11 protein-coding genes are annotated in these 14334 nt (G+C 36.3%); 9 read left to right on the forward strand and 2 right to left on the reverse strand.

The genetic code is table 11. From position 1 onward, the window contains the following. Positions 1-142: 142 nt before the first annotated feature. The 8 genes from GZA11_RS04650 (at position 143) to GZA11_RS16440 (ending at position 9088) form a co-directional block, all read left to right on the forward strand. Positions 143-2152: a glucosaminidase domain-containing protein gene (locus tag GZA11_RS04650; RefSeq protein WP_163183080.1), complete on the forward strand. Its 2010-nt coding sequence runs from the start codon at positions 143-145 to the stop codon at positions 2150-2152. A 487-nt stretch (positions 2153-2639) separates the two neighbouring features. Next, the gene (locus GZA11_RS04655) at positions 2640-4520 is read left to right on the forward strand and encodes a phosphotransferase (protein ID WP_163183081.1); all 1881 of its coding nucleotides are present in this window, start codon (positions 2640-2642) and stop codon (positions 4518-4520) included. Further along, positions 4504-5475, forward strand: coding sequence for a DMT family transporter (locus tag GZA11_RS04660; protein WP_038537415.1), 972 nt, complete (start codon positions 4504-4506; stop codon positions 5473-5475). The genes GZA11_RS04655 and GZA11_RS04660 overlap by 17 nt, the downstream gene beginning before the upstream one ends. A 116-nt stretch (positions 5476-5591) precedes the next feature. Beyond that, entirely contained in the window at positions 5592-6284 is a 693-nt protein-coding gene (locus tag GZA11_RS04665) for a sugar phosphate nucleotidyltransferase (protein ID WP_163183082.1), read from the forward strand. A gap of 46 nt (positions 6285-6330) precedes the next feature. Next, positions 6331-6462 (forward strand): hypothetical protein, encoded by a 132-nt coding sequence (locus GZA11_RS16870; RefSeq protein ID WP_268926752.1) that lies wholly within the window; start codon positions 6331-6333, stop codon positions 6460-6462. Beyond that, positions 6459-7250, forward strand: a complete 792-nt coding sequence (locus tag GZA11_RS04670; protein ID WP_268926754.1) for a phosphotransferase — start codon at positions 6459-6461, stop codon at positions 7248-7250. The genes GZA11_RS16870 and GZA11_RS04670 overlap by 4 nt, the downstream gene beginning before the upstream one ends. A 92-nt stretch (positions 7251-7342) precedes the next feature. Then, the gene (locus GZA11_RS04675; RefSeq protein WP_163183084.1) at positions 7343-8029 is read left to right on the forward strand and encodes an NTP transferase domain-containing protein; all 687 of its coding nucleotides are present in this window, start codon (positions 7343-7345) and stop codon (positions 8027-8029) included. A gap of 252 nt (positions 8030-8281) precedes the next feature. Then, positions 8282-9088, forward strand: a complete 807-nt coding sequence (locus tag GZA11_RS16440) for a C40 family peptidase (RefSeq protein WP_204317744.1) — start codon at positions 8282-8284, stop codon at positions 9086-9088. A gap of 272 nt (positions 9089-9360) precedes the next feature. Here the strand turns inward: GZA11_RS16440 and GZA11_RS04690 are convergent, their stop codons facing one another. After that, positions 9361-10827 carry an oligosaccharide flippase family protein gene (locus tag GZA11_RS04690; protein ID WP_163183085.1) on the reverse strand — a complete coding sequence of 489 codons (1467 nt, stop codon included), beginning with the start codon at positions 10825-10827 and terminating at the stop codon, positions 9361-9363. A gap of 39 nt (positions 10828-10866) precedes the next feature. Continuing rightward, complete coding sequence (locus GZA11_RS04695; RefSeq protein WP_163183086.1) at positions 10867-11634, reverse strand: LicD family protein; 768 nt, start codon at positions 11632-11634, stop codon at positions 10867-10869. 243 nt (positions 11635-11877) lie between these two features. On the opposite strand from GZA11_RS04695, the gene GZA11_RS04700 reads away from it, so the two are divergent. Beyond that, entirely contained in the window at positions 11878-13971 is a 2094-nt protein-coding gene (locus tag GZA11_RS04700; RefSeq protein ID WP_163183087.1) for an LTA synthase family protein, read from the forward strand. Positions 13972-14334: the final 363 nt, after the last annotated feature.

Below are 14334 nucleotides of genomic sequence, written 5' to 3' on the forward strand. Positions count from 1 at the left end.
ATTTCTATGACATGAGAGAATAAAAGAGTCTATATGATAAATTTACCAAATTATAAAGAAGATGGTGATGCTTTTTACGGATGGTTTTTAGTCAAATGATGAAACAATAGTAGATTGATAGAGATTAGTGGGGGGGAAAGTATTGAAGAAAAAAAGATTGGCTGCATTTGCATTGGCGACGATGTTGTTATCATCAACAACAATCGGTGCCGAAGCGGCAGGCACTTATTCATGGAAATACCAGGGGAAAAAATGGTATTATTTGAATTCCTCAGGTGAACCAGTAACTGGCTGGGTCTTTTATAATAATAAATGGTATTATCTTGGGAAAAATGGTGTCATGCAGACGGGCTGGCTCAAAGACCGTAGTATTTGGTATTATTTAGATTCTAGCGGGGCGATGATAACGGGTTGGAGATATATAGGAAAGAAATGGTACTATTTCAACGGTAGCGGTGCGATGAAAACCGGCTGGGTCTATGATAAAGGTAAATGGTATTACTTGGATTCTAGCGGTGCCATGAAAACTGGGTGGGTGTATGATAAAAGCCACTGGTACTATATGGAGAAAAGTGGTGCGATGAAAACCGGCTGGCTAGAGGAAAAGAAAGTAAAGTATTATTTGCTTCCAAGTGGTGAAATGGTCACCGGTCAAAAGATGATTGATGGCAAGCCGTATACTTTCTCTGCATCCGGTGCTATGACAACTACCCCCAAAGGCTGGTTCCAAGATGGAGCTAAGATTGCATATATTAATGCAGATGGTTCCATGCATAAAGGTTGGCTCATTAAGGACAATAAGAAGTATTATTTCGGATCCGATGGTTTAATGCGGAAGGGCTGGCTGACCATTGGTGAAAACAAATATTATCTTGGAGAGGATGGAGCGGCTTTTACCGGCTGGAAGCTCATCCAAAACAAATGGTATTACTTTTATGATGATGGATTGATGGCCACTGGCTGGTTGTATTACAACAAGAAGTGGTATTTCTTAAATTCTAATGGTGTCAAGCAAACGGGCTGGTTAAAAGATAAAAATGACTGGTACTATTTAAACAGCAACGGTGAGATGGTGACTGGTTGGTTAAAGTTGGGGGAAGATTGGTATTATTTAACCTCTAGTGGAAAAAGGGTGACAGGTGAACAAGTCATTGACGGAAAAAAATATTACTTTTTCCCTAATGGAGTATTAAATACTGGCCCAATTGTGAAAACAACCAACTATTCCATTTCTCTAAAACAAATGGTGGATATCCAAATGAAATATTCCCCGCAAACCGATAAATATAGGAACCAAAATGGTTTCGTCAAAAAAAAGGAAATTCAATTAGACCCGAACCATCCGGGTATAGGCAAGATGACAACACAAAATGGGGTCAATATTCTAGAAAGTCCCAATTTATCGGCACATGTATATGGTTTTATGAACAAATATTATAAAGACAGCAATGGGGAATTAAAGGAACAGCTAGTTCAAATCGTCTCAGAATCAGGCGATTTTTATGAAATAAAATATCCGGTAACTTGGCGAAATGCTAAAGCAGGGGATGTTCAATATTATGCCAATCCGAACAACTTTAAGTCATCAAGTACGGAATATTACCAATACCTAGTTTTATCTGGAAGCGCCGGTACAGATGCAAAAGAATTGAATGCCAAAGTTCTTAAGGGTAAAGGGACTCTTGAGGATCAAGCAGAGGCCTTCATCCAGGCAAGTAAAGATTTTAATATTAACGAAATTTATCTTATTAATCATGCCTTTCTTGAAACAGGTAAAGGTACATCGAAGCTGGCCCAAGGAATTGTTGTGAATGGGAAAAAGGTTTATAATATGTACGGCATTGGAGCCAACGATTCTTGTCCAAATGAATGTGGAGCTCAATATGCTTATGAACAGGGCTGGGATACACCGGCAAAGGCGATCTATGGAGGAGCTAAGTACATAGCTAAACAATACATTAATAATCCGAATAGAAAGCAAGATACTTTATACAAAATGCGCTGGGATCCTGAAGCAGGCCTTAATAGCCATCATCAATATGCCACCGATATTCAATGGGCAGTAAAACAAGCCAAAAATATTAAACAAATATACGATACCATTGAATCTCGTAGTAATTTGCATTTTGATGTTCCGATATTAAAACAATAGATTTATAGAAAGACTGTGCTTGATGCACAGTCTTTTTTTATAATTGTGCTTTTGCTTTTCTGATTGTGAAAGGTTTTTCTACTTTTGAAGGACGTCTTCGTAATGCCCAGAGTAAGGGTAGGTTTATTGAGTGATTGATTGACATTTTCTTCTTGCCCTCGCCGAATTTCATTATTCATAAGTTGGACATCGAACAGCAACATTAAAATTATAACAATACTCATTATTTGTTAGATATTTCTATCAGGCGATTGAGCCTAATTGATATGTTTGAATCTTCGTGTTTCCGGGAGACCACCACAAGGAAAGCTCCGGCAGCATCAACATCGCACGACTGAAAGCGGTAGCTTTTGGGAGGAAGCCATACGCCGCTGACCAGGGCGCTTTCGCTTTTCTAATAATTTTTATTTACAGGATTTACAGGAGTTTTGGGGTGGGTTACAATGATAATATGTTCAATTTTTGAATACATCGGAGGAATTGTGCAATGGAACAGCACGTGTTTCAATTATTAGAGGCGATTAACAAAAATGCCAAATTAAATCAAAAGAAAATGGCTGAATTGTGTGGGATTTCGATTGGAAAGGTCAATTATTTAATTAATGATTTAATGGAAGACGGCTACCTTTTCAATGAAAAAAGTGGCCGAAATATGAGATATTTTTTAACCGAAAAAGGTATTGAATTTCTGCAAAAGGGTATTGAAGAATTTCACCAAAAAAAGGTTAATATCCACCAAGAACAAATAACTGAAATTAAACAAGCGGTTATTTTGGCTGCAGGCCAGAGAAAAGATTTTAGCAAACCGGCTGGTTTAATGACATTTGATGGAATTCCGCTGCTAAAACGAAACATTGAAATCCTTCAGGAAAATGGAATTAATCATATTGTCATCGTAACGGGATATAAGCAAGAAGCCTTTCGTGAAATACCAGAATTGAGTCAGTTTCAATTTGTTCATAATCCGAAATATAAATGGACCGGATCGATGGCGTCATTGGCACTTGCCCATGAGTTTATTTCAGAGGATTTCCTCTTGATTGAGGATGATATTTTAATTGAGGAACGAGCTATCAAGGAGCTCTTGTCTTACCCGCAGCGCGACACCATTCTAATTACGAATGAAAGCGGTTCAGGTGATGAAGCGTTCGTGGAAATCCGAAATGGCTATGTATACAAAGTTTCGAAGGACATCCATCAATTTAACCATGTTGATGGAGAAATGGTAGGGATCAGCAAGTTATCCTATGAAGTGTTTTCGAAAATGGTTACGGAGTTTAAAGAATACAATAAAAATCCGTATATGAATTATGAATACATGCTCCTAGATGTAGCAAGGCATTACAATATTGGCTATTTAAAAATGCACAACCTTGTTTGGGGAGAAATTGACAGCCAGCAACATTATGAAACAATTACCAATAAAACTTATCAAATTTTAAAACGGAAGGAAGCAGAATATCGTGAAAACCAGATCAAAGGTTATTTGATTGAAGCGCTTGATGTCGGTTATGAAGACATTCAGGAAATTCAACCATTTGGTGGGATGACAAATAAGAACTTTAAAGTAACCATCAAAAACAAAGAATATGTCTTAAGAATTCCAGGAAATGGTACAGAGAAGATGATTAACCGTAAAGAGGAGAAAATCAACTCAGCCATCGCAAGCGAACTAGGTATTGACACCGAACTCATCTATTTTAATGAAGAAACAGGTGTCAAGGTTTCTGAGCTTATTCCAAATGCAGAAACCTTAAATCCAAAAACGGCCAAACGCCAAGATTACATGGTGCTGACAACAGCGGTATTAAGAAAACTTCACCATTCGGGCGTACAAATGGCTAATGAATTCAATGTTTTTGAAAAAATAACTGAGTATGAGGAGCTAATGAAGGCAGCGGGGGGAACACCTTATCCACACTTTGATGAAGTAAGAGCCCAAGTCATGGCCTTAAAGGAAATCTATCAAAGTATGAAGATCGAGTTGGCACCTTGTCACAATGACTTAGTTCCTGAGAATCTGGTGAAAAGCGGTCAAGACAAAATGTACTTGATTGATTGGGAATATGCCGGAATGAATGACCCGATGTGGGATGTAGCCGCTCATTCGCTCGAATGTGATTTCACTCAAGAGGATGAGGAACTGTTTTTATCGCTATATTTGCAAACAGATGACATCCCTCTCGAAATCCAGCAAAGGGTGATTATGAATAAAATTTTCCAAGACTTTCTTTGGAGTATATGGACGATTATTAAAGAAGCAAAAGGCGACGACTTCGGTACCTATGGAATGGACCGCTTTAACCGAGCAAGAAAGAATGTCAATCATGAATGGATAAGGGGAATGATGTATGAAATCAAAAAATAAAGGATTGTTTTATGGTTTATTTTCCGGATTTACTTGGGCGCTTGACACGGTTTTAATAGGAATGGTATTATCCCGTGCCTTATTTATGTCAACGGAACAGGTCATTTTTCTTGCTCCGTTAGTCAGTACCTTCCTACACGATATGCTTTCAAGCTTTTGGATGATGATTTATTTGGCGATCCGTGGAGAGTTTAAAGTCCCTTTTCAAAAACTATTTACTAGAAGTGGACGTTGGGTAATGTTGGGCGGTCTATTAGGCGGGCCAATCGGCATGACGGGGTATGTCCTTGCGGTAAAATATTTGGGAGCTTCCCTCTCAGCTTCCATTTCTGCCGTTTATCCGGCAGTAGGAGCTTTTTTCGCTTTCATTCTATTAAAGGATCGCTTAACGATAAAAAACTGGATTGGATTATTCATAAGTATATTATTTATTTTCTTGCTAGGATTTGCAGGTGGAGAGACGTCTCCAAATGTTGTTCTAGGCTTCACATTTATTTTACTGGCGATCTTCGGCTGGGGAATGGAGTGTGTTATTTTAGCCTATGGTATGAAGGATGATGAAATCTCACCTGAACAGGCATTGCAGATTCGTCAGCTTGTTTCTGCTGTTACGTATGCGGTGATAATTATGCCAATTTTTAAAGGGTTTCCACTAGTGGGAACGGTACTTCAAAGTAGTGAAATATTCTTAATTGCCGTGATTGCCCTTTCAGGAACTGCTTCCTATGTATATTACTATAAAGCGATTAATACGCTCGGGCCGACTCGAGCGATGGCTTTAAATATTTCCTATTCCGCCTGGGCCATTTTGTTAAGCTTTCTCATTCTTGGCACAGATATTACCGTTAAGCTAGTATTTTATAGCATTATGATTTTAGCTGGTTCCATTATAACCGTAGCAACTCCGGAAGAATTAAAGTGGATGAATATCTTTGGCCGTAGGAAAACGGCATAAAGCTTCACATTCTTTTAGGAGTCCTTTGTCATGAAAGTCATTTTGCTTCCGCCAATGGAAAGCCGTGCTGAAAGAATGATAGCAGTAAACGAAAGGAATACAGGAGAGCAGATAAAATGAGAGCCATTTTATTAGCAGCAGGGATGGGAACGAGACTGCGTCCTATTACCTTAACCATCCCGAAACCATTAGTTGAAATAAATGGGAAATCAATGCTTGAAAAACAGATCGAATTTTTACAGGAAGTAGGGGTTCAAGAAATTATCGTCGTCACCGGGTATTTAGCTGAAAAATTTGAGTACCTAAAAGAAAAATATGGAGTCAAGCTTGTTCATAATGACAAGTATGATGTCTATAACAATATTTACACCATGTATTTGGTAAAGGACTTCCTTCCAGATTCCTATGTTATTGATACGGATGTATATTTACATCGGAATTTTCTATTAAAGCATCCGACGAGCTCCGTGTATTTTAGTGCGAAAAAGCCGAATTTTAAAGGAGAGTGGATGATCCGTCACGACAAAAATAACAGAGTGACAAGAATTGAAGTTGGCGACGGTAACGATGAATTCATTCTTTTTGGTGTTTCGTACTGGTCCCTGAAAGATGGGGAATATATCGTCAAAAAACTGGAAGAAATGATTGAAAGTGGATCCTTTAAAGAGTTCTGGTGGGATGAAATTGTCAAAAACAATCTTGATCAGCTCGATGTATATTTACAAGAAATCCAACCGGATGACAGCTATGAAATTGATTCTTTAGAGGACCTTGAAAAAGTCAATAAGTTATTGGCTGTGAGTAGATAAAACGGGTCAGTGTACCCGTTTTTTTTCAAAATGGAGGGTAGAAAAAATGGAACCATCATTTATTCAATTATTAAAAGATGCCGTGACCAGTGAAGCTGCACTAAAAATTGCTTATGAAGCAGTAAGTAATACTAAGCCATTAGGGAGTATGAAAAAAAAAACTATCCTTTGGTATTGAACGGAAAAAAATATGTTATCCGAATCCCTGGGAATGGAACGAGCGAGATGATTAACCGAAAAGAAGAGAAAATCAATTCTCTTCTGGCCAGCGAGTATGGTTTTTACGCAGACATTTTATATTTTGATGAAGAGACGGGGACAAAGATTGCCGAAATGATTCCAGGAGCTGTCACGCTAACCGAAGAAATGGTGCAAAAGCCAACATTTATGAAATTAACTGCAGGGATTTTAAAGCGTTTACACCAATCGGATATGCCGATGGAAAACCGTTTTGATGTTTTTGAAAAAATGGACCAGTATGAAATGCTCATGTATGAAGCGAATGGCCAGCCATTTGATGGGATGGATGAAGTAAAAGCCCAAGTTATGGCGTTAAAAAAATTCTATCAGAAAATGGATATTCCACTTGAGCCATGTCATATCGATCCGGCCCCGCAAAATATCGTCATGAGTGAAGGAAAACTTTATTTATTGGATTGGGAATACAGTGGATTAAATGATCCAGCTTGGGATATTGCTTCCCATATCTTAGAATCGTCCCTATCTCCTGAAGAGGAAAAAATATTTTTAGTTCATTATTTTGATGGTGAGCCGATTACGGTTGAAATTCAACAAAGGCTGATCTTAAATAAAATTTTTCAAGATTATCTTTGGACAATGTGGACGATTTATAAGGAAGCCAAGGGAGACGACTTTGGAACTTATGGTATGGAACGGTTTAATCGAGCACGTAAAAATTTAAATGATCCGATAATTAACGAACTTCTATTTGAAATGAAGAGATAAATCATTTCTGGTATAATAGAATGCGTTGGCTCGATGATGGCACTGCCAACTCGGATAACGATAAACGAAATAAATACAGGAGAGCAGATAAAATGAGAGCCATTTTATTAGCAGCAGGAATGGGAACGAGACTGCGTCCCATCACTTTAACCACCCCTAAATCATTAATTGAAATCAATGGGAAGCCAATGCTTGAGAAACAGATCGAATTTTTAAAAGAAGTTGGTGTTCACGAAATTATCGTCGTCACCGGCTATTTAGCCGAGAAGTTTGAGTATTTAAAAGAAAAATATGGTGTCAAACTTGTTCATAATGACAAATATGATGTTTATAACAATATTTACACCATGTATTTGGTTAGAGAATATCTTCCTAATTCCTATGTTATTGATGCAGATAATTATTTGAATCGTAACTTTTTACTAGAGAGTCCGAAGACTTCCATGTATTTTAGCGCAAGGAAACCAGAATTTAAAAACGAGTGGATGATTCGTTTTGATGATCATTACAAAATAACCGATCTCATCCCAGGAGATGGTGCGAATGATTACATCCTCTGTGGAGTCTCTTATTGGACGGAAGAAGACGGTCGGTATATAGTCAAGAAGCTAGAAGAAGCGGTCGCTGGTGGGGATTTTAAGAACTTATACTGGGATGATATCGTCAAGGATAATATTCGTAAATTGAACGTTTACCTCCACGAGATTCATCCTAATGATAGCTATGAAATTGACTCTTTGGAGGATTTAGAAAAAGTGAAAAAGTTGGTTGAAAAGTAAAACTTAACTCTTATTGTTTAAAGTTGAGAACACTTCAAATTAATCACTTTAGATAGTGAAGCGGGGCAGGAAATTACATGTCTGCCTCGCTTTTTGTCATTGTTTCATGAATAACTTCTATGAAAATAGTCGAAAAAAGTCAGTTTTTGAAATATTGCTGTAATACTATTAATAATGAACTGTAAATTAAATCTAGCATTGTTTATGAGATACTAGAATTAACAAATGAGAGAGTTCTAGGCGGAGGTTGTCATGAAGAAGTTATTAATTAGTGGGTTACTTTCATGTTCTCTACTTCTAGGAGGTGTAGTTGGGGGACATAAGGCAGAGGCTGCATCTAAAGGTGAACAGGCTGCGAAGGTTGGTCGAAGTTTAATTGGGACCCCATATGTCTGGGGAGGTACATCACCAAAAGGTTTTGACTGCTCTGGCTTTATTAATTATACATATAAGCAAGTCGGTGTTTCCTTGCCACGTACGGCAGCAGATATCTATAAGGTAGGAAAACCTGTTTCAAAAAGTGAGTTGGAAACAGGTGACCTTGTTTTCTTTACTACCTATAAGGCTGGACCATCCCACGTAGGCATTTACTTGGATGACAATCAATTTGTCCATGCATCCAGTGGTGCGGATAAAGTAACGATCAGTTCTTTATCCACTTCTTATTATGCTGAAAGATATATTGGTGCCAAACGTGTAGTGGAGAACGGCTATTGGAAGTATTCAAATGGTAAATGGTATTATTATGTAAATGGCGTCAAGAAAACTGGTTGGTTGAAAGATAACGGGAAATGGTATTTGCTAGGTTCTGATGGTGCAATGAAAACAGGATGGGCTTATGACAACGGCTGGTATTATTTGAATAAAAGTGGTGACATGAGAACAGGCTGGCTGTATTGGGACGGAAATTGGTATTATTTAAAATCTAGCGGCAAAATGGCAACCGGTTGGGTGTATACAGGAGGTAAGTGGTACTATATGTACGGTAATGGTGTAATGGCTAAAAATACAACCATTGGTGGCTATGTTCTCGGTAAGGACGGGGCATGGATTCAATAAATTAGTATAAATCAGAAAAAGGCAGAGAGTTTTCTCTGTCTTTTATTTTTTTGCGCCCATTAATGGGGGTGTTTTAAAAGGGGTAAATTGGATGTACAATGATTGCGAAAACGTAGAATCCTGTGTGGAAATTTTTGCAGGAAGGATTAACTGTTGATACCAAAAAAGCACCGCTATTCACGAAAGGAAGAACATGGTTTTGTTAGATCCGTTCTATACCAATACAATGAGAGGATGGGAGTTGATTACCCCATCCTACTCATTTGGAATGATTATTTTGTAAATTTACTAATTTGGGCTTTTATTTTATTTAAGAACATAGATGAAACTTCATCTTTTGTAATAAATAGAATGGCACCATATACAACGATACAAACTGCAATAGTAACGATGAACAAAATAATGTAATGTGAGATAAATGATCTTAGTAAAAACGAAATTGGAATAAACACTAAGGAATAAAAAAGATATTTAATCTTTGAAAAATTGAATAAGGAAAAGTTGATTTTTAGATATTTACGGATATAGATGTATTCGAATGCTACTAAAAGGAAATTGGCAACCGCTGTAGTAATAATCGCTGTCGTCGGTGTAAACCGATCTAGTTGAATCATGACTGTGTTTAAAATCAGGTTGATTAGCCCGCAAATAAAAACGAGTCTAACTAGAATGTTTTCCTTTTGTTTCACATAAATTACTTGATTCGAAAGAATGGACTCAATTCCAATAGAAATCATATATATAGCAAAGACGGCTAGTGTCGTTTGAGCCCCTATAAACTCCTTACCGCCATATAAGAGAATCCCTGTATCAGAGACAATTAGCAGCCCAATGGAGGCTGGAAATAGGAATGCAAAATATACTTTTGAGATATTATTCAACAAAATAAGATAGGAATCTTCATCGTCATTTCCTGACAGATAGGAAAGACGGGGAATCGTTACCTGTATAATACTAAGCATTAAGGTATTAATGATTCCCATGATTTGCTGCGCCATAACATAGAAGGATACAGATGCTTCATTAACGAACTCTCCTAACATAAATCGATCGAGCTGATTATATAGGATATTTGCATTAGAAAAAAAGACCACGAGTAATAATGGCCTAATATGCTTTTTAATTGAAATGTTGGAAAAATCGAGTTTTATTTCTCGCTTAATATATATGAAACTTACAATATTATTAAGTACAGTAGTAAGGATGAGCAGAGATGCATACTCGAAATAATCATTACTTGTTTTTACAAGGGAAAACAGTAAAATTATATATACAATTTTGATAAGGACAGTTTTAATCGTGATAAAATCATATTTTTCCTTCGCTTCGTTAACCCATTCTATATATAAAATATTTCCAATTAAGTTAATCGAATAAAGCATTAAAATAGGAAATATCGCATCATCCCGATAGCCTATAAATGAAAATAATAGGTAAACCAGAAACGAGATGATGCTCGTACCAATGCTGATCGTTAACATACTTGTAAAAAACTGATTTACCTTGACTGGATCACCTTTTATCCGGCTCATTTCTCTTAGGCCATATTGGTAGACACCAAAAACGGCAAAAATGAAAAAATAGTTAAAAATTGTTTCGGATAATTGAACCTTCCCGATGGAGTGGGCACCTAATGTCCGATATACATAAGGTCCTACTAAAATCGGAATAATAAGATTAAATACATTGAGTAATATTTTGTAAATAATATTTTTAACAAGTGATGGTTTCTGTGTCATACCCAAACATGCCCTTTCTACATATAACCGAGTGCAGTCCTAATTTGAAAATCGAAGATTAGCCATATGACTAATCCGTTTACTTTCCTCCGGTAATTTCATATAGTCTTCACCGTATACAGTACATAAATAATTATGAGGGTTATGTGGGATTTTAAATACATGATTTTCAAAGATTCCTTCTTTCAAAGGAAAAATATCATTTACATTATAATAGGCATAACCATAATATGGTGTTTCAATCCCATAGGTCACATAGCCTGACTCTTTATTGAAGAGATTATATATGTCATGAACCCGGGACTTATTAATCAATCTACGTAATTTATTTTTCAAATTATTTGCATCATCAGGATATCGAATGCTGGCGATCCGAAAGACCATTTTCTCTATCAATGTTTTTTTATTTGGTTTACGGACATAGTCATATGGAAATATGTCTAGAGAAATCCCTTTTCGTTGGATACCATGCCAGTCAATCCATTCAAAGTCATCCAGATAAATAATTTTTAACCAATTATGTTTACCGTGAGTATGGAGTTCTTCCGTTTCCACTTTAAATTTTTCAGGTAGCTTGGATGCGACTATTTTTTTAAATTTATTATAATCTTTTCTAAGCATCCCAATATCAGCATCATCATCCCAAGGAATAAACCCTTTATGTCTTTCCGAACCGAGTAGGGTTCCATCCGTTATCCAATAGGATATCCCTTCGGTTTTACATATATGATCAACGATTAACATCATCTCAAGGAGTGTAAGTTGTACTGCTCGCAAAGGGCTGTTTAAGTCAGCTATTTGAATCATGTTGGATGCCTCCTAATATTGTCGAAAAATGCAACCTATCATCCAATTTACACAAAAATGGCATGTAAATCAATGAATAACAAGAATATTGTTTGTGAAAAAATGCTAAATAAAGGAAAGGTTTAGAAATGTCAAAAAAAATACATCGAATTACTAACTTGAAAGGTGTTATCCTTTTTTATAGTATAAAAAGAGTCGAATTATATATTCCTAAAGGATAATACTGCAAGAAAGGAGAACTTTATGTGGAATAAAATTAAACAAACACTTACTGCATTTATCATAACAGGAATACATGCATATCTTCTTATTTTTATTATGGAATGGGTATATAGAGGAAGTTTTCAGGAGGCATATACTTGGGTGAAAGGGTTTACAAAACCATTTACCTATAATTTTATTCTATTATTATTGTTTTTTAGTGTATTGAGAATTTTTCGGAGAAAAATATATATTATCGCTTCTTTTGTTTTGACAGTCCCATTTATTATTTTAAGTATTGCAAGTAGGATTAAATTGGAAATACGAGGAGAGCCAGTGATTCCCTCTGACCTTGTAATGGGAGCAGAAGCAGCTAATATGCTCGAGTACTTTTCCAACCAAGTACTTATCGGGCTTATAGTCGGAATAATAGTTGTTATTGTTTTACTAGCTTTTCTTGTTTATAAGGTTCCCAATCAACAGAAACGAAATTGGATACAAATTGTGACAGCTATTTCTTTATTTTTAGCTTTTCTTTTTATTTTAAACAGAGAAATTAAAAATGAAGATACGTTTTTGAAAAGAAATTTAAATATTTCCTATTTAGCATGGGATCAGAAAGCTACGACGAGTCAAGATGGAGTGATAGCGGGTTTTGTTCTAAATTTAAAATGGCTTACATTAGAAAGTCCAGGTAATTATTCTAAGCAGGAAATTAAACGAATCATTCATTCAACTGAAGCACCATCGTATCAGGATAATGATAAACCGAATGTTGTAGTCATTATGAGTGAGGCGTTCTGGGATCCATTAGAGCTTAAAAATGTTCAGTTTAATAAAGATCCACTTTCCTATTTTCATCAATTACAAAAAGAGGAAACCTCTGGTTGGTTGACGGTGCCGGTATTTGGCGGTTCGACTGCGAATACAGAATTTGAAGCATTAACTGGAATATCCACTCAATTCTTACCTGCAGGTTCCATACCGTATTTGCATTATGTAAAAAATCCATTACCGTCTTTGCCAACTATTTTTCGAAATCACGGATACGAGGCAACTGCGATTCATACATATCATCACTGGTTTTATCAGCGATCTTCCGTTTATCAAAACCTTGGTTTTGACCGATTTGTAAGTTTGGAATATATTGCAAACCCAATTCCGGATCAAAATTTCATACATGATAAAACGATTACGGATGAAATTATGCGAAAGATCAATCAAAAAAGTGATAAACCCCAATTTATTTTTGCAGTTACCACACAAAATCATGGCCCATATCCTACAGTTGGAAAGAAAGAAAATGCCAACATTGAAGTAGAGTTGAAAAACGGTAAGTCTTTTTCAGAGGATGCCGAGAATTTGCTAGAGGTTTATTCTGATAATTTAACGGATGTAGATAAGGAGCTGAAAAGTCTTATTTCCCAATTAAAAGAAACAAAAAAGAAAACTATTGTTGTTTTCTTTGGAGATCATTTGCCGTTATTGGGAGATGATTATAAAGTATATCGCCAGGCAGAGTATTATAATGAATCGCAAGACTTTGTAGAATACGAGCGAATGTTCTCGACGCCAATCCTTATTTGGGATAATTATTCTAATAAAAAAGAAGACTTAAAAATTAGTGCCAATATGATTGGACCGCTTCTTTTAGACCGTGTAGGAATTAGAGGGAATTATTTAACAGATTATTTATTAGATCAATATAAAAAGGGTAAATTAACAAGGATCACTAGACCGGATTTCCTTACACAACAAAAAGTAGATGAGAAAATCGTTAATGAAATTAAAATGCTACAGTATGATATGTTGTTTGGAAACAAATACGGTATAAGAGGTAAAAAGGATTTTCAGCCGAGTCCAAAATATCGGTTAGGATATAAGAACCCGAAAATAACTGATGCTTCCGTGGAAACATCAGACGGAAAGAAAATACTAGTTATCAAGGGTGAGTACTTCACAGGAAGAAGTTATGTTTATGTAAATGATGAATATATTGAAAGGTTATCCGGGAATGAAAATGAAATCCGTGTTCCTCTTCCAAAGAACAGTAGCAGTATGGATATTGTAGTAAAGGTAATGGATTCGAATGAAAAAGTCCTATCAGAAAGTAATACATTTAAATGGGAAAAGTAGTTCAAAAAACTCGGGGATTTTTAACACCCCGAGTTTTTTGGCATGAGTGTAACTGAAGGGGAATGTTCTGAGCCGCCCATGGTAGAAGTGGAATTTGAAGGAAACGGTAGCAAATTTTTGGTCCCAAGAACACGAACTTGTTTGCCAATCATAACAAAACAAAGTCCTTACTGCCAAAAGTGATATTGGGTAAATAAAGATAGGTGCGCGAACTGGTCTTAATCGGAAGGGACTGAATAATTCAGAAGAGAAGGGCCGTGGACTTTCAAAGCATCACAATGACCAAAGAGAAAGTAAAACCTCACTTGAGGATGGAAACGGTGAATTCCGTAGAATCCTTTTGGGGGATGAATGATAGATGGT

It is taken from the genome of Neobacillus sedimentimangrovi (assembly GCF_010614825.1).
Classification (GTDB): Bacteria; Bacillota; Bacilli; order Bacillales; family Cytobacillaceae; genus Neobacillus; species Neobacillus thermocopriae.